Source organism: Acidovorax sp. sif1233 (assembly GCF_019218755.1).
Taxonomy (GTDB): Bacteria; Pseudomonadota; Gammaproteobacteria; order Burkholderiales; family Burkholderiaceae_C; genus Acidovorax.
Map to the genome: position 1 here is coordinate 21,813 of NZ_JAHUWZ010000010.1, position 20,461 is coordinate 42,273.

Here is a 20,461-nt window from a genome sequence, read left to right on the forward strand (position 1 = left end):
ATGCACGTCCACACGAACCCCGCCCCCCGGGGCCTGCTGCACGCCTGGCTGCTGGCGCTGGCCACCATGGCGCGCGACAAGGGCGTGCTGCTGCTGCTGATCGGCGCGCCCGTGCTCTACGGTTTCTTCTACCCCTGGTTCTATGCCGACGAGGTGCTCACCCGCGTGCCCGTGGCGGTGGTGGACATGGACCACAGCAGCCTGTCGCGCCAGATCACGCGCTTTGCCGACGCCGACCCGCGCATCGAGGTGCGCTTGGTCACGGGCAGCGAGCGCGAGGCGCAGGAGGCCCTGTGGCGCGGCGAGATCGAAGGCTATGCGCTGATCCCCGCCAACCTCAAGCGCAGCGTGGTGCGCGGGGAGAACGCGGTGGTCAGCATCGAGGCCAACGGTGCCTATGCGCTGCTCAACAAGGCCGTGCAGTACGGCTTCGCCGAGGCGGTGGGCACGGTGTCCGCCGGGGTCGAGATCCGCAAGCTGCAGGCCGGCGGCCAGAGCGCGCAGCAGGCCGCGGCCAGCCGCGCGCCGGTGCAGCTGCAGATGGTGGCGCTCTTCAATCCCATCGAGGGCTATGGCAGCTTCGTGGTGCCCGCCGTGGCGCTGCTGATCCTGCAGCAGACCCTGCTCATGGGCGCCGCCCTGCTCACCGGCACCTGGGTGGAGGCCGGCGAGCACCGCGCCAGCGCCACCACCTGGCTGGGCCGCCTGCTGGCGCTGAACACGCTGGGCTGGGCCAGCGGGCTGTTCTACTTTGGCTGGATCTTCGTGCTGCACGGCTACCCGCGCGGCGGCAACCCGCTGGGCGCGCTGGCGCTCCTGGCCTGCTACGTACCCGCCATCGCCGCGCTGGGGTCGCTGCTGGGGCTGTGGTTCGGCAACCGCGAGCGCGCGCTGCAGGTACTGCTGTTCACCACGCTGCCCATCGCGTTCGTGGCCGGTTTCTCGTGGCCCGTGGAGGCCCTGCCCGAGCCGCTGCAGTGGCTGCGCTGGCTGCTGCCCAGCACCTCGGGCGTGCAGGCCTCGCTGCGGCTCAACCAGCTGGGCGCGCCGCTGTCGGCCGCCCTGCCCCACCTGTGCGCGCTGGTGGCGCTGTGCGCGGTGGCCACGGCGGCGCTGCTGTACAAGACCCGCCCCCGGCTCCTGCCAGCCGTCTGAGCACCACGCCGCGCCGGGCCCGCCGCCCTGCCCCCTCACCCCTCACCGCTCAACGGCGCGCGGGCAGCCCGGCCCACACGTCCATCGCCTGCCACTCCAGCGGCAGACGGACATCCACGCCGTCGCGCGCGCCCCGCTCGCGCAGGTAGGCCATGGACACATCGAAGGCATCGAGCGGCGGGGGCATGGGCTGCATGGGCCGGCCCGGAGGCTGCCAGAAGTCGTCCCAGTGGATGGGAATGACGCGCCGGGCGCCCACGGCGGCGATCACCTCGGTCCACAGCGCATCGCGGTAGCTCTCGGGCCGGGGCCCCAGCGCGCCGATGCCCTGCAGCACCACGTCGGCCTGCACGCCGCGCAGCGCACCAGGCTCGAAGCCCGCGCTGCCCACGATGAGCAGCGTCCTGCCGCCATGCTCCACATGCAGGGCATAACTTTGCCCCTCCTTGTAGTCGCTGGCACGCACCGGCGGGTGCAGCGGGGCGGTGACCTCGCCCCCCGTGAAGCCGGTGGGCGCATGGCGGCTGGCGAACAGCGTCGCCGTGAAGCGGCCAAAGCGCTGCGGCTCGCCCAGCTTCGCCACGCGGATCTGCGCCTCGGCCAGGCCCCAGCCGCGCCCCACGTTGGCCGTGGACTCGGAGCCCAGCAGCAGCGCACCCATGCGCCGCGCGACCTCGGGCGCATCCATGGCGTGGTCGTAGTGCGAATGCACGGGGATCACCGCCGCCAGCCTGCCCGTTTCGCCCGGCAGGCCGGCACGCCGCAGGCCCTGCGTGATGGCCTGCATGTCGGGCTCCACCTTGCCCAGGAAGGTCTGCAGCTTGCCGGGGCGCGAGAAAAATCCGTCCGTCATCAGCGCCGTCTCGCCGTCGTCCAGCAGCACGGTGGAAACGCCCAGGAAGGTCACCTTGACGGGTGGCGGCGCCTCGCCGCCAGCGGGCACCTTCCAGCGCAGATCCGCGTACGGCTGCAGTGAGGGGTGCTGCTGCAGCGCCCAGGCCAGCGCGCCCAGCGCGAACACCGCCAGCAGCCCCAGGGCCAGCAGCGCCTTCGTCAGCAGCGGCCGCATCGCGCTCACGCCACCTTGGCCGCGGCCGCCGTGTCAGGGCGGCGCAGCACCAGCATGCCGAACAGCGTGGCCAGGAGGTACATGCTGACCGAGTAGATGGCGGCGGGCAGCGCGAGCTGGAAGTTGCCGAGCACCGACAGCGCGATGAAGATCGCGAGCGTGGAATTGTGGATGCCGATCTCGAAGCTGATCGCCGTGGCCATGGACTTGTCCAGCCCCGCCGCGCGTGCGAGGTAGTAGCCCGATGCGAGGCTGATGGCGTTGAACAGCAGCACGGCCGGGCCGATGCCCGCGAAGGACTCCACGAGCGCCGTCCACTCCTTGGCGATGGCGATGAGCGCGAACGCCGCCAGCACCACGGCGCTGAAGATCTTCATGGGCTTTTCCATGCGTGCGCTGAACGCCGGCGCGCGCCGGTGCACCGCCATGCCCAGCACCACGGGCACCAGCACGATGACGATCACCTCCACCACCTTGCCGAACTGCAGCGGCACCACCTGGCCCGTGCGGGCAAAGGTGTCGATGGCCCAGTTGGTGATGAGCGGCAGGCTCGCGATGGACAGCACGGTGTTGATGGCGGTGAGCGAGATGTTCATCGCCACGTTGCCGCCGAACAGATGGCTGAACAGGTTGGCCGACACGCCGCCGGGCGATGCCGCCAGCAGCATCAGCCCCACCGCGTAGACGGGGGCCACGCCCAGCAGCACGATGAGGGCGTAGCACGCCGCCGGCAGCACCAGCACCTGCAGCACCAGGGCCAGCAGCACCGCGCGCGGATGCTGCAGCAGGCGCCTGAAGTCGCCCACCGTGAGCGACAGGCCCAGGCCGAACATGACCAGCCCGAGCGCAATGAACAGCAGGGTGGGAAGGATGGAAACAAAGCTCATGTGCACACACGGCCCGCAGAGGGCCGTGCTCCGTTCAAAGCGGGTGGAAACGGCGATGCCCACGGCGCCACGAGGGCGCCGTGGGCGGAGTGCCGCGACCGGACGACAAGGAGAGAGAGAAAGAAAAGGAAAAAGGGACAGCGAGGCGGGCGGAAAAAGCGGCGTGCCCCTAGGCCGCCGCCTGGCCCGTGCGCAGGCGCACCGGTCCGCTGCGCAGTTCGATGGCGGCCTGCACTTCCTTGCGCAGGCCCAGCGCGAAGGCCCACTCGGCCACCACGAACAGCGGGCCCACGATCAGGCCCACGAGGTCGTCCACGAACGCGGGCTTGCGGCCTTCGTAATGGTGTCCCACGAACTGGATCACCCAGCCCACGGCGAACAGGCCGATGCCCGTGGCCAGCCACACGGCCATGGACTGCAGCGCCACCCACTGCGCCACCACCAGCATCGCGGCCAGCAGCGCCGCCATGGCCAGGCCAAAACGCAGGTCGAGCCGCAGGTAGAAGACGCTGCTGGCCAGCGCGCAGAACAGCGCCGGGGTCAAGGGCAGGCCGCCCACCGCCCACGCGGGGCGCGAGAGCAGCACCACCACCGCGAACATGATCATCGGCACGCCCACGAAGTGGGTGTGGATGTTGCGCGGGTCGCGGTGGTAGTCGGCGTACTGGGCCAGGTGGTCGATCAGGGTTTTCATGGGTGTCTCCTGGTATTGTTTTGAGCAGGATCAATGGTCGCCCCGCAGGGGCCGCAACGTCTGTCGTACACACGACAAAAAGCCCCCTTCCCTTCAGCCCTTCCCCTTCAGCCCCTTCCTTCCGCCCCGCGCGCGCCCCGCCCTCCCCACATGACCGACCCCGCCGCCTACCTGCCCGTTCTCCAGTCCGGCCGCTGGTTTGCCCACCTGCCGCCCGACTTTGCCCAGCCGCTGATCGCCATGGCCCACCTGCGCCAGCTGCAGCCGGGCGAGGTGCTGTTCCTGCGCGGCGACGCGCCCTGCGGGCTGTACGCGGTGGTGCGCGGGGCCATCAGCATCTCGGGCACGGGCGGGCGGGCGCACGAGGCGCGCGCTGCGCTGCTCACGCGGCTGGAGCCGCCGCACTGGTTTGGCGAGATCTCGGTGTTCGACGGCTCGGCGCGCACCCACGACGCCCATTCCGCCGAGGCCAGCACGCTGCTGCAGGTGCCGCACGAACGGCTGCAGGCCTGGCTGCAGGCCCACCCGCAACACTGGCATGCGCTGGCCCTGCTGCTCACCGACAAGCTGCGCACCGCCTTCGTGGCCATGGAGGAGCTGGCGCTGCTGCCCGCCCCGCAGCGCCTGGCACGCCGCCTGGTGATGATGGCCGAGGGCTACGGCCAGTGGACGGCCGAGGGCCAGTCGCGCCGCGTGATCGGCATCTCGCAGGAGCAGCTGTCGCTGATGCTGGCCATCTCGCGCCAGACCACCAACCAGATCCTCAAGGACCTGGAGTCGCGCCACCTGGTGCGCGTGCAGCGTGGCGAGGTGGAGATTTTGGACCTGGCGGCGCTACGGGCCACCTGCTATTGAATTACTATTAAATATATAGCAACCAGCGCTTTACCATCAAGCGCCATAGCCATTTTTCATACAAATAGTAAGCACACATTCCATTTCCGGGCAAAATGGTGGCCATGCAACTGAACTACATCGCCAACGCCTCGGTTCCGTCCGCCTCGGGCCGCACGATCCCCGTGATCGACCCGTCCGACGGCCAGACCTTCGACGAAATCCAGCGCAGCAACGCCGACGACATCGATGCGGCGGTGCATGCGGCGCGCCAGTGCTACCACGCGGTGTGGCAGAAGATGGCGCCCGTGGAGCGCGGCCGCCTGCTGCAAAAGCTCTCGGCCAAGATCCTGGAGCATGCCGACGAACTCACGGCCCTGGAGCAGCGCGACTGTGGCAAGCCCACCAAGCAGGCACGCGCCGATGCGATTGCGCTGGCGCGCTACTTCGAGTTCTACGCCGGTGCGTGCGACAAGTTCCACGGCGAGACGATTCCCTACCCCGACGGCTACAGCGTGCTCACCTGGCGCGAGCCGCATGGCGTCACGGGCCATGTGATCCCCTGGAACTACCCCATGCAGATCTTCGGCCGCAGCGTGGGCGGCGCCCTGGCGGCGGGCAACGTGTGTGTGGTCAAGCCCGCCGAGGACGCCTGCCTGTCGCTGATCCGCGTGGCGCAGCTGGCGGCCGAGGTGGGCTTCCCCTCCGGCGCGCTGAACATCGTCACCGGCTACGGCCACGAGGTGGGCGATGCACTGGCGCGCCACCCGGGCATCGACCACATCAGCTTCACCGGCAGCCCCAAGATCGGCACGCTGATCCAGCAGGTGGCCGCCGAGCGCCACTGCCCCGTCACGCTGGAGCTGGGCGGCAAGAGCCCGCAGATCATCTTTGCCGATGCCGACCTGGACGCCGCCATTCCCGTGGTCATCAACGCCATCGTGCAGAACGCCGGGCAGACCTGCTCGGCGGGCTCGCGCGTGCTGATCGACTCGCTGATCTATGAACCCCTGCTCGAACGCCTGGGCAAGGCGTTTGAAAAGCTGCGCGTGGGCCCCGCCGCCATGGACCTGGACGTGGGCCCGCTGATCCGCCAGACGCAGCAGCAGCGCGTGTGGGACTTCCTGTCCGACGCGCAGGTGGCCGGCATTCCCATGGTGGCCCAGGGCGTGGTGGTGGACGAAGCCCCCGAGACCGGCTACTACCAGGCCCCCACGCTGCTGCGCGATGTGCCTGTGCAGCACCGCCTGGCGCAGGAAGAAGTCTTCGGCCCCGTGCTGTCGGCCATGGCCTTCCAGGACGAGGACCATGCGGTGGAACTCGCCAACGCCACGCAGTTCGGCCTGGTGGCCGGGATCTGGACGCGCGACGGTGCGCGCCAGTTCCGCATGGCCAAGCGCGTGCACAGCGGCCAGGTGTTCATCAACAACTACGGCGCTGCGGGCGGTGTGGAGCTGCCGTTTGGCGGCGTCAAATCCAGCGGCTACGGGCGCGAAAAGGGCTTTGAGGCGCTGTACGGCTTCACCACCTTGAAGACCGTCGCCATCAAGTACGGTTGAAGGCCTTAGAACGTGTTCACGATCTCCCAGGGGTCGCGCAGTGGTTTTTGCGGGATGGGATGCAAGGCGCGGTGGGCAGCCAATAGCTCGGCTATTGGCAAGCGCCGCAACGCCGCAGACCGCCCGCAAAGACCACTGCCCGAAGGGTTGGAGCGAAATCGGGCGATTGGGCGCCTCGGCTGCTTGCATGGGCATGAGCCCATGCGGCGCATCCGAAGCATCCACTCATCCCGATTGCGCTCCAACGCGATCCCCTGCGAGATCGTGAACACGTTCTCAGTGTCCCGCCCGCGCACGACGGCACGGGCAGGCCCCGCTAACCTCGGCTGCTTCTGTACGACGATTTTTCTTCCTCCATGCCCCTGAGCCCCCCCGCCCCCCGCACCCTGAAGCATGTCCGCCGGGTGAACTACCAGGGCTTTGAACGCGACGATGGCCTGTGGGACATCGAGGGCGAGCTGCACGACAGCAAGGCCTACGACGCCCCCTCGCACCGCGACCCGACGCGCACGCGCCTGGCGGGTGAGGCCATCCACCACATGTGGCTGCGCGTGACCGTGAACCGCCAGCTGGTGGTGCAGGCGGTGGACGTGTCCATGGACTCGCATCCGCTCAAAGGCTGCACCGAGGCCCAGGCGGCGCTGCAGCGCATGGTGGGCTGCAGCATGGCGCGCGGCTGGCGCCAGGCCATCCAGAAGCACCTGGGCGGCGTGGAAAGCTGCACACACCTGCGCGAACTGCTGTTCAACCTGGCCACGGCGGCCTTCCAGTCGGTGCCCGCGGTGTTTGCCGCCAGCCACCCCGACGAGCCGCCGCGCCACCTGGGCCAATGCACGGGGTGGGACTTCAACGGCAGCGGCGTGAAGGAATTTTTCCCCCAGTTCCATGGCCGGGAATCCAAGGCAACCGCCTCGGCCGCCCCGACGGCCCCTGCCACTGAAGTTTCAGCCCCATCGGGCTCTAGCGCTGGTTGAATAAGCGCTGGCAGCTATCAATTTTGATATATCTCACCACAACCCATCGGAGACACCCATGCGTGTGCAGAACAAATCCATCATCGTCACCGGCGCCGGCAACGGCATTGGCGAAGGCATCGCCAAGCGCCTGGCCGCAGAGGGCGGCAAGGTCATCGTCAATGACATCAACGAGGCAGGAGGCCAGCGCGTGGTGGCCGAGATCACGGCGGCAGGCGGCACGGCCGCTTTCTTCAAGGCCGACGTGACGAAGTCCGCCGAAGTGAAGGCCATGGTGGACGAGGCCGTGCGCCTGTACGGCCGCCTGGACGTGGTGGTGAACAACGCGGGCTGGACGCACCGCAACCGCCCCATGCTCGAAGTGAGCGAGGACGAGTTCGACAAGGTCTATGCCATCAACATGAAGAGCATCTACCTGTCGGCCATCCACGCCGTGCCCGCATTGCGCCAGGCCGGTGGCGGCAGCATCATCAACATCGCCTCCACCGCCGGCCTGCGCCCCCGCCCGGGCCTGACCTGGTACAACGGCTCCAAGGGCGCCGTCATCATCACCAGCAAGTCCATGGCCGCCGAGCTGGGCCCCGACAACATCCGCGTGAACTGCATCAACCCCGTGTTCAACCCCGACACCGGCCTGGCCGCCGAGTTCGCGGGCGGCCCGGTGGACGAGGCGCGCCGCGCCAAGTTCCTGGCCACCATTCCGCTGGGCCGCTTCTCCACCGCGCTAGACGTGGCCAACGCCGCGCTGTACCTGGCGAGCGACGAGGCGTCCTTCGTCAGCGGCGTGTGCATTGAGGTGGACGGCGGGCGCTGCGTGTAGGCACCTGCTGGCGGTCTCGCAAGGGATCGCGCCCGGGCGCCCGCCACCTGCAAGGCCGCCGGAGGCCGCCCCGCGCAGGCACAAGCCGCACCAGGGAGGTGCGGATTGATTGACGGTTGCAGGGCAGCTGCCTATAGTGCCGCCCATCCATGTTTGCAAGCGCCTCTCCCGTCACGACCCCCAGCGGCACCGCGCCGCTGCGCCGTGCCGCGCGCTCGCAAGCCACCCTCCAGGCCGGCGACCGCCGGGTCTGCACGCTTGCTGCAGACTCCTGAGCCCGGCGACACCCTCTCCCCCACGTTCTTTCGCGCACCTCCTGTCGCCGGGCCCATCCCCCAGGCGCTTGCTTGCGCCCAGGCCACGGCCCGGGGCAGCCTTGAGGAGTGTTGATGCCCCCGTTCCCTTCCGGCGAGATATCGCTCGCCCCGTGCCCCCCCGCGCGCCACGACCCCGCCGACGGAGCCGCTGCCAGCCTGACGGCCGCCACCGACATCACCCGCCACTTCATCCGCGCCAAACGGCCCTGCGCCGACGGCTACCGCTGGTACCTGCGCCGCCAGGAGGGCGCCAGCAACTACCAGGCCTTGCTGGACGACCTGGTGCGCGAAGGCCGGGTGGAAGACGCCTGCTGGATGCTCGACCAGTTCGGCCCCACCAACGACGTGCTGGAGGTGGACCATCTGGAGGCCGACGCGCTGGTGTTCGCCGGCAGCGTGCGGTGCCAGGGCAGCGCCGACGTGGACGGTGTGCTGCGCACCGGCCGCAGCCTCAGCGTGCTGGGTGGCCTGCGGGTGGGCGGTGCGCTGCGGGTGGGAGAAGACCTGCGCGTCGCGGGCGCGCTGCGCTGTGAGGGCAGCGTGCGGCTGCACGGCGACGCGCGCGTGGGCGGCTCCCTGGTGGTGGCGCAGCGGCTGCAGTGCACGGGCGGCCTGCGCGTGGGCGGTGAGCTGGACGCTGGCGCCTCGGCCCACATCGGCGGCCACTGCACGGTGGGCCAGGACCTGCGCGTGGCAGGCGCCCTGGACGGCGGCGGAGGCATCAAGGTGGGCGGCCACCTTCACGGCGACGCGGCCGTGCAGGCCACGCACGGCCTGCAGGTGGCGGGCGACGTGGACTGCCGGGGCCACCTGCAGGTGGGCTCGGGCGTGCGCGCGGGCGGGCGCATCCACGCAGGAGGGGCCATCCGCGCGGGCGAAAGCCTGTCGGCGGGGGAAACCATCGCGGCGGGTGAAGCCTATGGCGTGTACGCCGGCCTGGTGGTGCCGCTGCCCGACTGGCCCCACAGCGCCCGGGTGTGCGCCCGTGAGCAGCCCGCGCGCCTGCTGAGCGGCTGCTGGACCGATGGCCAGGGGCACACGCCATGATGCCCGGAGCCTGCGCCTTGCACCTCGCGCCCCGCATCGCCCCCGGTGCCCCGGCCGGCCGGGGCTGGCTGGGTGCGCTGGGCCACCTGCTGACCGAACTGCGCATCGACGTGGACCTGTCGGGCCGCGACATCCAGCGCGAGTTCGACGCACTGCACGAACGCATCCGCACCAACCACCGCACCCGCGACGCGATGCGCGCGCTGCCCCTGCGCCTGCACGGGCTGGAGTTGCGCCTGCGCGAAGCCGACGGCGAGTATTTTGTCTACGCCATCGACCCGCAGCGCAACCGCATCGTGGCCTACACCGTGTTCAACCGGCTGGTCGAGGTGGACCGCCGCACCGACCGCCACCTGCGCGCGCCCCACACCAAGGTGGTGGACGGCTACCGCCGCATGGGCATTGCCTCCGCCATCTACCGCTGGTGGCTGGACTCGGGCCGCAGCCTCATGACCGGGGCACGCCAGTCCGCCGGGGCCCACGGCCTGTGGATGGCCCTGGCGCGCGACTATGAGCTGGCGGCGGTGCGCATCGACGCGCACAAACGCGTGCAGCGCCTGCCCCTGCCACCACCCCCGGGATTCTTCGACGCGCTGGACACCCGGCTGGTGCTGGTGGGGCGCGATTGCCGCCTGGCGGACTTCACGCAGCACGCGGCCTGCAGGGGCTGACGGGGGGCCGGATGCCCCCGGACGCTCAGCCCAGCACCTCGCGCAGGGCTGCCTCGTACAGGTTGGTGAGCTTGTCCATCACGCCCAGCAGGCGCTCGCTGGTGGTGGCCACGGCGTTGAGCCCCACGTCATCGGCCGGGCGGCGCAGGGCCGATTCAAAGAACAGCCACTGCGAGTCGGCCAGCTCCAGCTCGTTGCGGATGGCGGGGGTGGACACCGGCGCCGCCTTCAACGTCTGCAGTGCCTGGCGGAAGTCGGCGGCGTCGGAGGCCAGTTGCGCCTGCACCACCTTGGACTCCACCTTGGCCGCGTGCAGAAAGTAGTTCTTGGCCAGGCGCTGCGACAGCATGCGCTGGCGGCCCGCCAGGTTCACCAGCCGCGCGCTGGGGGCCTGCGCCAGCCTCTCGATCGACTCGGTCACGGCCTGGGAAACCAGCAGCGTGCGGTCGGCCTGATCGGACGCCGCCACCACCAGCGCCGTCTGGGTGGCTGGCACGGTGGTCAACTGGTTGAGCAGGGCAAACTGCTTTTGCACTTCTTCCAGCTGGCGCCCCACGTCGGCCGGCCAGCGCCCCGACTGCAGGCCCCGCGCCAGTTCGCTGCTGCCCGACTGCACCATCTTGCGCGCCAGCCCCATCACATCCACCGCCGCCCCCGGCAGCACCTGCAGGTACTGCTGGCAATAGGCCTTGGCCATCCGCTGCGACAGGGCGCGGAACCAGCCCGCATAGTTGATGGCCCCCGACAGCCCTATCTGCGCCTGGGCACTGTGGCCCCAGGTGGGCAGCAGGATGCCCGCCGCCACCCATTGAACCGCCACGCGGCGCTGGCATGGCAGGGCGTCGGCGAAGAACTCACGAACTGGCATGGGAATCCCCTGAAATCGGATGCCGTATTGTTGCAATGCAACATCCAGAGTGCCCTGCGCCATGTCAAAGGCGGGCCACGCCGCCGCCGGGGCAGAACTTGACCGCGATCAACTCCGCGCGCAGGGGCTTGCCCCTCTGCGGGGCCCCTTGCGGCAAAATCACCCCATGGCCGAACGTGTGATTCCCCTGGTGGACCAACGCATCGCCGCACTGGCGGCGCGGGTGCCCACGCACCCGGTGGCCCCCACGGGCCAACTCACCGACACCCGGGGCCGCCCGCTGCGCGACCTGCGCATCAGCGTGACGGACCGCTGCAACTTCCGCTGCAACTACTGCATGCCCAAGGAAGTGTTCGACAAGGACTACCCCTACCTGCCGCACGGTGCCTTGCTGAGCTTCGAGGAGATCACCCGGCTGGCGCGGCTGTTCCTGGCGCACGGCGTGCGCAAGATCCGCCTGACCGGCGGCGAGCCCCTGCTGCGCAAGAACCTGGAAGCGCTGGTGGCCCAGCTGGCCCAGCTGCGCACGGTGGACGGCCTGGCGCCCGACCTCACCCTCACCACCAACGGGTCGCTGCTGGCGCGCAAGGCCCAGGCCTTGAAGGATGCGGGCCTGAACCGCGTGACCGTGAGCCTGGACGGACTGGACGACACGATCTTTCGCCGCATGAACGATGTGGACTTTCCGGTGGCCGACGTGCTGGCGGGCATCGAAGCCGCGCACGCGGCGGGCCTGTCGCACATCAAGGTCAACATGGTGGTCAAGCGCGGCACCAACGACCATGAAATCTTGCCCATGGCGCGCCACTTTCGCGGCACGGGCACCACGCTGCGTTTCATCGAGTACATGGACGTGGGCGCCACCAACGGCTGGCGCATGGACGAGGTGCTGCCCTCGGCCGAGCTGATCGAACGCCTGCGCGCCGAGCTGCCGCTGGTGCAGCTCGACCCCAGCAGCCCCGGCGAGACCGCCGAGCGCTGGGGCTACACCAACGCACAAGGCCAGTACGACCCCGCCCTGGGCGAGGTGGGCGTGATCAGCAGCGTGACCCAGGCCTTCTGCCACGACTGCAACCGCGCGCGCCTGTCCACCGAAGGCAAGCTCTACCTGTGCCTGTTTGCCTCGGAGGGTTACGACCTGCGCACCCTGCTGCGCGGCGGCGCCAGCGACGAAGCGATCGCCTCGGCCATCGCCCCCATCTGGCAACAGCGCGGCGACCGCTATTCGGAGCTGCGCAGCAGCCTGCCGGCGGACACCACACAGGGTGGCGCGCGGCGGGTGGAGATGAGCTATATCGGCGGCTAGCGGTGGGGCCGGCCCCGTGCATCTCGGCCCTGCGGAGCCCCCGCCCCGCGCCATGGTCCGGGCGCCGACGGTTTTCAGGCACCATGGGTGGCCGCGGCCTTCACCTCTTGCCCACACCCACCCCATGCCCCTTCAATCCACGCACCGCGCACTGTTCCTGGCCAATGCCACCGTCCTGGTCACGCACCAGATCGACGCCGCGTACTGGCATGAGTGGGAGCTGTTCCACATTCCCGGCGGCAACCAGGTCAACCTGCTGCTCAACCTGCCCATCATTGCGCTGGTGCTGTATGCCCAGGCGCAGGTCGCCCGGGGCGACGGCCGTTCGGCCCTGGCCTTCTACAAGCTCATGCCCTGCCTGGGAGCCTTGACCGTGGCGATCCACGGCCTGTTCTTTGCGCTGGGGCACGGGGCGTTCGCGCAACCCGTGTCCCTGGGCCTGCTGGCCTGCACGGCCGTCCTTTCGTGCCTGCAACTGACCGCGCTGCGTGCCCGGCAGCCGCTGTAGCACCCTGCTTTTCACCCCATCGCCCACCCCCATGATCGAAACCCAAGACATCACCGGCCTCGTGCTCGCAGGCGGACGCGGCAGCCGCATGGGCGGCGTCGACAAAGGCCTGCAGAACTTTCGCGGCCTGCCGCTGGCGCTGCACACGCTGATGCGGCTGCAGATGCAGACCGGCGCCACCATGGTCAATGCCAACCGCAACCTCGCGGCCTACGAGGCGTTTGGCGCCCCCGTGTGGCCCGATGTGCTGGCCGACTATGCCGGCCCGCTGGCGGGCTTTCTGACCGGGCTGGAGCGTTGCGAAACACCCTGGTTGCTGACGGTGCCCTGCGACACCCCGCTGTTCCCGCTGGACCTGGCCCAGCGCCTGGCGGCCGCGGCGGACGCCCAGGACGCCGACATCGCCATGGCCGCGGCGCCCGAGGACGATGGCACGGGCCGCACCAGCGTGCGCACCCAGCCGGTGTTCTGCCTGCTGCGCGTGGACCTGCTCGAAAGCCTGGTCGCCTTCACCCAGGCCGGCGGCCGCAAGATCGACGCCTGGACGGGCCAGCACCACTGCGCCATCGTGCCCTTCGACCAGCCGGGCGATGACCCCAAGGCCTTCTTCAACGCCAATACGCTGGCCGAGCTGCACGCGCTGGAGAGCACCAGCACACCGCAGGCCCCACAGGCCTCACAGGCTTGACGCGCCCCCCAACCGCCATGAACACGCGCCCGTTTCCGGCCACCAGCTCCGTACAGATCCGCCCCTTGGCCGCCGCGGATGCCGTGGCCTACAAGGCCCTGCGCGACGAGGCGCTGCGCACGGCGCCGGATGCGTTCACCTCCGACTACGAATCCTCGGTGGGCCGCGATGCCAGCGAGTACGTGGCGCGCTTTGGCCCCCTGGAATCCGGCCAGTTCTTCCTGGGGGCCTTCGATGCCACGGGCCAGCTGCTCGGCTGCCTGGGCTGTGAACGCGAGCAGCGCGCCAAGCAGCGCCACTGCGCCGTGGTGGTGGGCATGATGGTGGCACCCCGTGCGCAGCGCCAGGGCATCGGCCAGCAGCTGGTGGCCGCCTGTGTGGAGGCCGCCAGCCGCGTGCCCGGGCTGACCCAGCTGGTGCTGACCGTCACCGCCTCCAACACCCACGTCGTGCGCCTGTACGAGCAGGCCGGGTTCCGCGCCTGGGGCCTGCTGCCCCACGCCATCGTGGTGGACGGCGTGGGCTTCGACAAGCTGCACATGGTGCGCGTGCTGCACGACTGATTGAAAGCTATTGAGACCCATGAAAACCATTGCCCAGATTGCCGCCGAACTGCAAGGCTACGACCCGCAGGCCCTGAGCGCCGCCGATGTGAACGCGTTTCTGCAGCGGCTGGTCGAGCCCGTGACCGCCACCGAAGAGCTCCCCCTCTTCGACGCCCTGGGCCGCGTGCTGGCGCGGGACGTCGTCTCGCCCCTCAGCGTGCCCCCGCACGACAACTCGGCGATGGACGGTTATGCGTTCGCCGGCGCACAACTCACCCCAGGGCAGCCCCTCACGCTGCGGGTGGTGGGCACGGCGCTGGCGGGCAAGGCCTGGGTGGGCACCGTGGCGGCGGGCGATTGCGTGAAGATCATGACCGGCGCCATCATGCCCCCGGGCCTGGACACCGTGGTGCCGCAGGAGTTCACCACGGCCGCAGCCGATGATGGCCACATCACCATCGCGGCCGACGTGCTCAAGACCGGCGACAACCGCCGCTTCAAGGGCGAAGACCTCCTGGAAGGCGGCGTTGCGCTGGCCCAGGGCACGCTGCTGGCACCCGCCGCGCTGGGCCTGGTGGCCAGCCTGGGCCTGCCCACGGTGACGGTGTTCCGCCGCCTGCGCGTGGCGTATTTCTCGACCGGCGACGAGATCCTGAGCCTGGGCGAAGCCCCACGCGAAGGCGCGGTGTACGACAGCAACCGCTACACCGTCTTCGGCCTGCTCACCCGCCTGGGCGTGGAGGTGATCGACCTGGGCGTGGTGCGCGACGAGCCCGCGCTGCTGGAGGCGGCCTTTCGCAACGCGGCACAGCGCGCCGACGCCATCATCACCAGCGGCGGCGTGAGCGTGGGCGAGGCCGACCACACGCGCACCATGATGAAAAAGCTGGGCGACGTGGCCTTCTGGCGCATCGCCATGCGGCCCGGCCGCCCCATGGCCGCAGGGAGCATCGCCGCCACGGAATTTGAGGAAAAAACAGCCTCTGGCGCTGATCCAGCAAGCGCCAATAGCTACCAAAATAATAGCAAACAATCCCACAACGGCGCGGTGCTGTTCGGCTTGCCCGGCAACCCGGTGGCCGTGATGGTGACGTTTCTGGCCTTCGTGCGCCCCGCCCTGCTGCGCATGATGGGCAGCACACACACCGCCCCGCCCCTGGTGCGCGCCACCAGCACCGAAGCCCTGCGCAAGAAACCCGGCCGCACCGAGTACCAGCGCGGCACCGTCACCACCGCCGCCGACGGCACGCTGCAGGTGCGCACCACGGGCAACCAGGGCTCGGGCGTGCTCAGCTCCATGGTGCAGGCCAACGGGCTCATCGTGCTGCACCACGGCCAGGGCAATGTGGCGGTGGGCGACACGGTGGATGTGATGCTCTTTGACGGCGTGATCTGACACGGCCACGGGTACCGGGCCGGTACCCGTCCACCCCTGTCCCGCTAATCTGGAACCCACTGCCTTCCATTTATTTTTATTTCCCTCCGTGGACTCTGCCCATGACCTACGCCGCCCAGCACCTTGCCACGCCCCCCTCCCGCGACGACGTGGACCGCCTGCCGGGCGCGGCCGTCGTCGAGTTCGGCACGCCCTGGTGCGGCCACTGCCAGCGGGCCCAGCCCCTCATCGAGCAGGCGCTGAAGGGCCGCGCGGACGTGGCGCACATCAAGGTGGAAGACGGCCCCGGCCAGCGCCTGGGCCGCACTTTTGGGGTCAAGCTGTGGCCGACGCTGGTGTTCCTGAAGAACGGGCAGGAAGTGGCGCGCCTCGTGCGGCCACAGGCCCTGCAGGAGGTGCTGGATGCGTTGCAGGCGAACGCGGCGCCGGCCTGACCACGCCCCGGCGCCCTGAACGAAAAGAAGCCCCGAGGGGGCTTTCCTTTCATCCGTTCCTCATGCACGCGCCCGGCGCCCCGGACTGGGAGGGGCGCTACTTGGCCACGTAGTCATGCGGGTGCAGCGGATGCGCGGGCTCCTCGGCCGCCACCGCCGTGTTCGCGCCCGGCACGGCCCGGCGCGCGAACAGCGTGTACATGGTGGGCACCACGAAGATGGTGAGCAATGTGCCCAGCGACATGCCGCCCACGATCACCCAGCCGATCTGCGTGCGCGTCTCGGCCCCCGCGCCCGAGGCCAGCGCCAGCGGGATGGCGCCGAGCACCATCGCGCCCGTGGTCATCAGGATGGGGCGCAGGCGCTGCGCCGAGGCCTTGACCAGCGCGTCCACCATCTCCATGCCCTGCTCGCGCAGCTGGTTGGTGAACTCGACGATCAGGATCCCGTGCTTGGTGATCAGCCCCACGAGCGTGATCAGCCCGATCTGCGAATACACGTTGAGCGACCCCCCGCTCCACTTGAGGGCCAGCAGTGCCCCGATCATCGACAGCGGCACCGAGACCATGATCACCAGCGGGTCGATGAAGCTCTCGAACTGCGCCGCCAGCACCAGGAAGATGAACACCAGCGCCAGCACGAACACGATGCCCAAAGCGCCCTGTGAGCTCTTGAACTCGCGCGACGTGCCGTTCAGATCCGTGGTGTAGCCCGGCCGGATGACCTTGGCGGCGGTGTCATCCATGAACTTGAGCGCCTCGCCCAGCGAGTAGTCGGGCGACAGGTTGGCCGTGATGGTGGCCGAGCGGCGCTGCCCGAAGTGGTTGAGCTCGCGCGGGCTCACGCTCTCGCGCACCTTGACCAGGCTGGACAGCGGGATCATCGAATCGTTGCGTCCCCGCACGTAGATGGTGTCGATGTTCTCGGGCGTGGTGCGGCCCCGGGCCGCCGTCTGCACGATCACGTCGTACTGCTCGGCATCGCGCTTGTAGCGCGTCACCGTGCGCCCGCCCAGCATGGTCTCGATGGCCTTGGCCACCACGTCCACGCTCACGCCCAGGTCGGCCGCGCGCTCGCGGTTCACCTCGATGCGCAGCTCGGGCTTGTTCAGGCGCAGGTCGATGTCGGGCCCGATGATGCCGGGGTTCCGGGCGATCTCGGCCATGAACGCGGTGGTCACCTGGTTGAGGTTCTCGTAGCTGTCCGAGGTCTGGATCACATAGGTGAGCGGGCGCGCCCGGAACCCCTGGCCCAGCGACGGCGGGGTGATGAGGAACGAGCTGACGCCCGGCAGGTTGCCCACCTTGGGCTGGAGCTCGCGCGCAAGCTCCAGCGTGGTGCGCTTGCGGTTTTCCCAGTCCACCGTGCGGTAGATCACGCTGCCCTGCGCCACGGTGGGGTTGCCGATGTTGGCGAAGATGCGGTCGAACTCGGGGTACTCGCGGCCAACCTTCTCCAGCTCCAGCGCGTAGCGGTTGGTGTAGTCCAGCGTGGCGCCGTCGGGGGCGGTGACGTTGACGAGCACCGTGCCCCGGTCTTCCAGCGGCGAGAGCTCCTGCCGCATGCTCGGGTACACCACCACCAGCGCGGCGCCGCTGACCGCCATGACCGCGATCACGATCCAGCGCGCCTGGAAGACCGCGCCACGAATGCCGCCGCGCCCCGCGCCCTGACCGCCCCAGCGCGCCGTCACGATCCAGCGCAGCAGGCGGCCGTAGGCGTCCGACAGTGCCGTGAGCCAGCGCTCCATGGAGCGGTCGAACCAGTTGGGCTTGGGGTTGTGCTTGAGCAGGAGCGAACACATCATGGGCGACAGCGTGAGCGCCACGAAGCCCGACACCACCACCGCGCCGGCCAGCGCCAGCGCGAACTCCACGAACAGGCGCCCGGTGCGGCCGGGCGTGAAGGCCAGCGGCGCATACACGGCCACCAGCGTGAGCGTCATGGCCACGATGGCAAAGCCGATCTCGCGCGCGCCCTTGATGGCGGCGGAGAACGGGTCCAGGCCTTCCTCGATGTGCCGGTAGATGTTCTCCAGCATCACGATGGCGTCGTCCACCACCAGGCCGATGGCCAGCACCAGCGCCAGCAGCGTGAGCGTGTTGATGGAAAAGCCCGCCAGCGACATGAGCGCGAAGCTGCCCACCAGGCTCACCGGGATGGTGATGATGGGGATGATGGACGCGCGCAGCGTGCGCAGGAACACGAAGATCACCAGCGCCACGAGCACCACGGCTTCGGCGATGGTGGAGTACACGCTCTTGATGGACCGGTCGATGAACAGCGAGTTGTCGTTGGCCACGTCGATCACGATGTCCGAGGGCAGGTCGTCCTTGAGCACGGGCATCATCGCGCGCACGCCCTGCGACAGCTCCAGCGGGTTGGCCGTGGCCTGCCGGATCACGCCGACCGAGATGGCCTCGCGCCCGTTCAGGCGCACGCGGCTGCGGTCGCTGGCCGCGCCCTCCTCCACGCGCGCCACGTCGCGGATGCGCACCGGAAAGCCGTTGACGGTGCGGATCACCACCTCGGCGAACTGCCCGGGCGTGGCCAGGTCGGTCTGCGATGTCACGCTGAACTCGCGCTGCTGCGACTCGATGCGCCCCGCGGGCAGCTCCAGGTTGTTGCGCCGGATGGCGTCTTCCACATCCTGCGTGGTCAGGCGGTAGCCGGCCATGCGCTCGGGGTCGAGCCACACGCGCATGGCGTACTTGCGCTCGCCATAGATGGGCACGTCGGCCACGCCGGTCACCGTCTGCAGGCGCGGCTTGACGATGCGGTTGACGAGGTCGTTGATCTCCAGCGGCGTGCGGGTGTCGCTGCTGAAGGCCAGCCACATCACGGGCGAGGCGTCGGCCTCCACCTTGGCGATCACGGGCTCGTCCACCGCGTCGGGCAGGCGGTTGCGCACGCGGGCCGTGCGGTCGCGCACTTCGGCGGCCGCGTTGTCCGCGTCCTTCTCCAGGCGGAAGCGCACGCTGATCTGGCTCTGCTCGGGGCGGCTGATGGAGGTGATCACATCCACGGCGTCGATGCCGGCGATGGAATCCTCCAGCGGCTTGGTGACCTGCGACTCGATCACCTCCGCCGAGGCGCCCGCATAGCGCACGCTCACCGTCACGACGGGCTCGTCGATCTTGGGGTACTCGCGCACCGACAGGCGCGTGAAGCTCACGGCGCCGATCAGCAGCACCAGCAGGGACAGCACGGTCGCAAAGACCGGCCGGCGTATCGATATTTCAGCGAGTTGCATGGCAGTCCTGGTGCTTCATCGATCGCGCGCGGGGCGCGGGCCGGATGGCACCGCCTTGCCGGATGCGCCCGCAAGCTGGCAGGGGCTGGCCCCGGGCAGCGGGGCCACCAGGGCCGGCGAAAGCGCCGCGGCCACAGGCACGGGGGCGGGAACGGCGGCCGGCGGCTGCTGCGCGGCGGGCATGCCCGCCGCGGAGCCGGCCGCGCCCGGTGCCGGGGCATCGGCCAGCGCCGCGGGCGCCGCCGAAGCGGGCTGCGCCGCGCCGGTGGCCGGCTTGCCCAGTTCCACCACGCGCACCACGGTGCCGTCCTTCTGGATGCGCTGCTGCCCTGCGGTCACCACCAGGTCACCCGTGGCAAGGCCGTCCACCACTTCCACAAACCCCGGCGTGCGCACGCCCAGCTTGACCGGCGTGCGCCGCGTGACCCGGCTGCCGGGCTCCTTGCCCTCGACGATCCTGAGCACGTAGGGGCTGGTGCCGTCCGGCACGACAGCCTCTTCCGGGATGACCCGGGCGTCGGCGCGCTCCGAAAACACCGCCGTCACCCGAGCAAACATGCCAGGGCGCAGCTGCAGGCGGCGGTTGTCGATGCATCCGCGCACCGCCACGGCACGGCCGTCGGCATCGATCTGGGGGTTGATGGCCTGCACCACGGCGGCATAGCGCACGCCCGGCAGCGCGTCGAACGCCACCTGGGCGGTCTGGCCCGTGCGGATCTTGCCTTGCAGGCGCTCGGGCAGGCGGAAGTCCACGTACACGGCATCCAGGTCTTCCACGTTGACGATGTCGGCGCCATCCTTGAGGTAGTCGCCCACGTTCACGCCCCGGATGCCCGCAATGCCGTCGAACGGCGCCACGATCTTCAGGCGCGAGGCCGTGGCCTGCGCCAGGGAGAGCTTGGCCTGGGCCACCTCCAGGTTCGCGGCGCTTTCGTCCACGGACCGCTGGCTGATGAAGCCCTGGGCCACGAGCTCCTGGTTGCGCTTGTGGTTGGCCCGGGCAATCGACAGTTCGGCCTGGCCCTGCTGGACCTGGGCACGCGGCAACTGGTCGTCGAACTGCACCAGCACCTGCCCGCGCCGCACGCGCTCGCCGTCCCGGAAATTGAGCTGGGTGATGCGCCCGCTCACCTCGGGGCGCAGCACCACGCTCTGGCGCGAACGCAGGCTGCCCACGGCCTCGGCGTCATCGCGCATGGCCATCTGCCGGACGGCCACCGCCTCGACCGCCACCGGCCGGCCGGCCCCACCCGGGGCGCCGCCCCGGGCGGGTGCGCCATTGCCACCGCCGGCCAGGGCCGCCTCGGTGCGCGGGGCCTGCACGGATTTCTTCTGCAGCCACCATGCGGCACCGGAGGCTGCAGCGATGCCGATGACGGCGAAAACGATGTATCTGTGCTTGGACGCCATGGATCAATGAAACCGGGTGAAGTGGG

General features: G+C 69.8%; 19 protein-coding genes. 13 read left to right on the forward strand and 6 right to left on the reverse strand.

The genetic code is table 11. The features are described from left to right. A complete protein-coding gene (locus tag KW843_RS23770) occupies positions 1–1,155 on the forward strand; it encodes an ABC transporter permease (RefSeq protein WP_218297624.1) in 1,155 nt (384 codons plus the stop codon). A gap of 49 nt (positions 1,156–1,204) precedes the next feature. On the opposite strand, the gene KW843_RS23775 is transcribed toward KW843_RS23770, so the two are convergent. The 3 genes from KW843_RS23775 to KW843_RS23785 all read right to left on the reverse strand — a co-directional run bounded on the left by KW843_RS23775 (position 1,205) and on the right by KW843_RS23785 (position 3,805). After that, the gene (locus tag KW843_RS23775; protein WP_255594920.1) at positions 1,205–2,224 is read right to left on the reverse strand and encodes an MBL fold metallo-hydrolase; all 1,020 of its coding nucleotides are present in this window, start codon (positions 2,222–2,224) and stop codon (positions 1,205–1,207) included. A 5-nt stretch (positions 2,225–2,229) separates the two neighbouring features. Then, positions 2,230–3,111, reverse strand: coding sequence for a bile acid:sodium symporter family protein (locus KW843_RS23780; RefSeq protein WP_218297626.1), 882 nt, complete (start codon positions 3,109–3,111; stop codon positions 2,230–2,232). A 169-nt stretch (positions 3,112–3,280) separates the two neighbouring features. Beyond that, positions 3,281–3,805 (reverse strand): DUF962 domain-containing protein, encoded by a 525-nt coding sequence (locus KW843_RS23785; RefSeq protein ID WP_218297627.1) that lies wholly within the window; start codon positions 3,803–3,805, stop codon positions 3,281–3,283. Between the two features lie 150 nt (positions 3,806–3,955). Here KW843_RS23785 and KW843_RS23790 point away from each other — a divergent pair, with 150 nt between their 5' ends. The 6 genes from KW843_RS23790 to KW843_RS23815 all read left to right on the forward strand — a co-directional run bounded on the left by KW843_RS23790 (position 3,956) and on the right by KW843_RS23815 (position 10,027). Next, on the forward strand, positions 3,956–4,660 hold the full coding sequence (locus KW843_RS23790; protein WP_218297628.1) for a Crp/Fnr family transcriptional regulator: 705 nt from the start codon (positions 3,956–3,958) through the stop codon (positions 4,658–4,660). Between the two features lie 104 nt (positions 4,661–4,764). Beyond that, a complete protein-coding gene (locus tag KW843_RS23795) occupies positions 4,765–6,198 on the forward strand; it encodes an aldehyde dehydrogenase family protein (RefSeq protein ID WP_218297629.1) in 1,434 nt (477 codons plus the stop codon). A gap of 356 nt (positions 6,199–6,554) precedes the next feature. After that, the gene (locus KW843_RS23800; RefSeq protein ID WP_218297630.1) at positions 6,555–7,172 is read left to right on the forward strand and encodes a DUF2889 domain-containing protein; all 618 of its coding nucleotides are present in this window, start codon (positions 6,555–6,557) and stop codon (positions 7,170–7,172) included. A 58-nt stretch (positions 7,173–7,230) separates the two neighbouring features. Continuing rightward, positions 7,231–7,992, forward strand: a complete 762-nt coding sequence (locus tag KW843_RS23805) for an SDR family oxidoreductase (RefSeq protein WP_218297631.1) — start codon at positions 7,231–7,233, stop codon at positions 7,990–7,992. 389 nt (positions 7,993–8,381) lie between these two features. Further along, entirely contained in the window at positions 8,382–9,356 is a 975-nt protein-coding gene (locus tag KW843_RS23810; protein ID WP_218297632.1) for a hypothetical protein, read from the forward strand. Between the two features lie 17 nt (positions 9,357–9,373). After that, positions 9,374–10,027 carry a hypothetical protein gene (locus KW843_RS23815; RefSeq protein WP_255594915.1) on the forward strand — a complete coding sequence of 218 codons (654 nt, stop codon included), beginning with the start codon at positions 9,374–9,376 and terminating at the stop codon, positions 10,025–10,027. 25 nt (positions 10,028–10,052) lie between these two features. Here the strand turns inward: KW843_RS23815 and KW843_RS23820 are convergent, their stop codons facing one another. Beyond that, a complete protein-coding gene (locus KW843_RS23820; protein ID WP_218297634.1) occupies positions 10,053–10,895 on the reverse strand; it encodes a type IV pili methyl-accepting chemotaxis transducer N-terminal domain-containing protein in 843 nt (280 codons plus the stop codon). Between the two features lie 166 nt (positions 10,896–11,061). Between KW843_RS23820 and moaA the strand changes: the two genes are divergently transcribed. The 6 genes from moaA to KW843_RS23850 all read left to right on the forward strand — a co-directional run bounded on the left by moaA (position 11,062) and on the right by KW843_RS23850 (position 15,772). Then, on the forward strand, positions 11,062–12,201 hold the full coding sequence (gene moaA / locus KW843_RS23825) for a GTP 3',8-cyclase MoaA (RefSeq protein WP_218297635.1): 1,140 nt from the start codon (positions 11,062–11,064) through the stop codon (positions 12,199–12,201). Between the two features lie 124 nt (positions 12,202–12,325). Next, positions 12,326–12,709: a DUF6713 family protein gene (locus KW843_RS23830; protein WP_218297636.1), complete on the forward strand. Its 384-nt coding sequence runs from the start codon at positions 12,326–12,328 to the stop codon at positions 12,707–12,709. Positions 12,710–12,740: 31 nt separating this feature from the next. Next, positions 12,741–13,397 (forward strand): molybdenum cofactor guanylyltransferase MobA, encoded by a 657-nt coding sequence (gene mobA, locus KW843_RS23835; RefSeq protein ID WP_218297637.1) that lies wholly within the window; start codon positions 12,741–12,743, stop codon positions 13,395–13,397. A 17-nt stretch (positions 13,398–13,414) separates the two neighbouring features. Beyond that, positions 13,415–13,960: a GNAT family N-acetyltransferase gene (locus tag KW843_RS23840; RefSeq protein ID WP_218297638.1), complete on the forward strand. Its 546-nt coding sequence runs from the start codon at positions 13,415–13,417 to the stop codon at positions 13,958–13,960. Between the two features lie 19 nt (positions 13,961–13,979). Further along, on the forward strand, positions 13,980–15,338 hold the full coding sequence (glp, locus tag KW843_RS23845; protein ID WP_218297639.1) for a gephyrin-like molybdotransferase Glp: 1,359 nt from the start codon (positions 13,980–13,982) through the stop codon (positions 15,336–15,338). Positions 15,339–15,439: 101 nt separating this feature from the next. Then, on the forward strand, positions 15,440–15,772 hold the full coding sequence (locus tag KW843_RS23850) for a thioredoxin family protein (protein ID WP_218297640.1): 333 nt from the start codon (positions 15,440–15,442) through the stop codon (positions 15,770–15,772). Positions 15,773–15,869: 97 nt separating this feature from the next. Here KW843_RS23850 and KW843_RS23855 read toward each other — a convergent pair whose 3' ends face one another. Continuing rightward, positions 15,870–19,025, reverse strand: a complete 3,156-nt coding sequence (locus tag KW843_RS23855; protein ID WP_218297641.1) for an efflux RND transporter permease subunit — start codon at positions 19,023–19,025, stop codon at positions 15,870–15,872. Between the two features lie 15 nt (positions 19,026–19,040). Beyond that, on the reverse strand, positions 19,041–20,435 hold the full coding sequence (locus KW843_RS23860) for an efflux RND transporter periplasmic adaptor subunit (protein WP_218297642.1): 1,395 nt from the start codon (positions 20,433–20,435) through the stop codon (positions 19,041–19,043). Positions 20,436–20,461: the final 26 nt, after the last annotated feature.

Bases quoted from the DNA above. Each gene is read 5' to 3' on its own strand.
- KW843_RS23770 (WP_218297624.1), top strand. From the start codon at position 1: ATGCACGTCCACACGAACCCCGCCCCCCGGGGCCTGCTGCACGCCTGG.
- KW843_RS23775 (WP_255594920.1), bottom strand. From the start codon at position 2,224: ATGCGGCCGCTGCTGACGAAGGCGCTGCTGGCCCTGGGGCTGCTGGCG.
- KW843_RS23780 (WP_218297626.1), bottom strand. From the start codon at position 3,111: ATGAGCTTTGTTTCCATCCTTCCCACCCTGCTGTTCATTGCGCTCGGG.
- KW843_RS23785 (WP_218297627.1), bottom strand. From the start codon at position 3,805: ATGAAAACCCTGATCGACCACCTGGCCCAGTACGCCGACTACCACCGC.
- KW843_RS23790 (WP_218297628.1), top strand. From the start codon at position 3,956: ATGACCGACCCCGCCGCCTACCTGCCCGTTCTCCAGTCCGGCCGCTGG.
- KW843_RS23795 (WP_218297629.1), top strand. From the start codon at position 4,765: ATGCAACTGAACTACATCGCCAACGCCTCGGTTCCGTCCGCCTCGGGC.
- KW843_RS23800 (WP_218297630.1), top strand. From the start codon at position 6,555: ATGCCCCTGAGCCCCCCCGCCCCCCGCACCCTGAAGCATGTCCGCCGG.
- KW843_RS23805 (WP_218297631.1), top strand. From the start codon at position 7,231: ATGCGTGTGCAGAACAAATCCATCATCGTCACCGGCGCCGGCAACGGC.
- KW843_RS23810 (WP_218297632.1), top strand. From the start codon at position 8,382: ATGCCCCCGTTCCCTTCCGGCGAGATATCGCTCGCCCCGTGCCCCCCC.
- KW843_RS23820 (WP_218297634.1), bottom strand. From the start codon at position 10,895: ATGCCAGTTCGTGAGTTCTTCGCCGACGCCCTGCCATGCCAGCGCCGC.
- moaA (WP_218297635.1), top strand. From the start codon at position 11,062: ATGGCCGAACGTGTGATTCCCCTGGTGGACCAACGCATCGCCGCACTG.
- KW843_RS23830 (WP_218297636.1), top strand. From the start codon at position 12,326: ATGCCCCTTCAATCCACGCACCGCGCACTGTTCCTGGCCAATGCCACC.
- mobA (WP_218297637.1), top strand. From the start codon at position 12,741: ATGATCGAAACCCAAGACATCACCGGCCTCGTGCTCGCAGGCGGACGC.
- KW843_RS23840 (WP_218297638.1), top strand. From the start codon at position 13,415: ATGAACACGCGCCCGTTTCCGGCCACCAGCTCCGTACAGATCCGCCCC.
- glp (WP_218297639.1), top strand. From the start codon at position 13,980: ATGAAAACCATTGCCCAGATTGCCGCCGAACTGCAAGGCTACGACCCG.
- KW843_RS23850 (WP_218297640.1), top strand. From the start codon at position 15,440: ATGACCTACGCCGCCCAGCACCTTGCCACGCCCCCCTCCCGCGACGAC.
- KW843_RS23855 (WP_218297641.1), bottom strand. From the start codon at position 19,025: ATGCAACTCGCTGAAATATCGATACGCCGGCCGGTCTTTGCGACCGTG.
- KW843_RS23860 (WP_218297642.1), bottom strand. From the start codon at position 20,435: ATGGCGTCCAAGCACAGATACATCGTTTTCGCCGTCATCGGCATCGCT.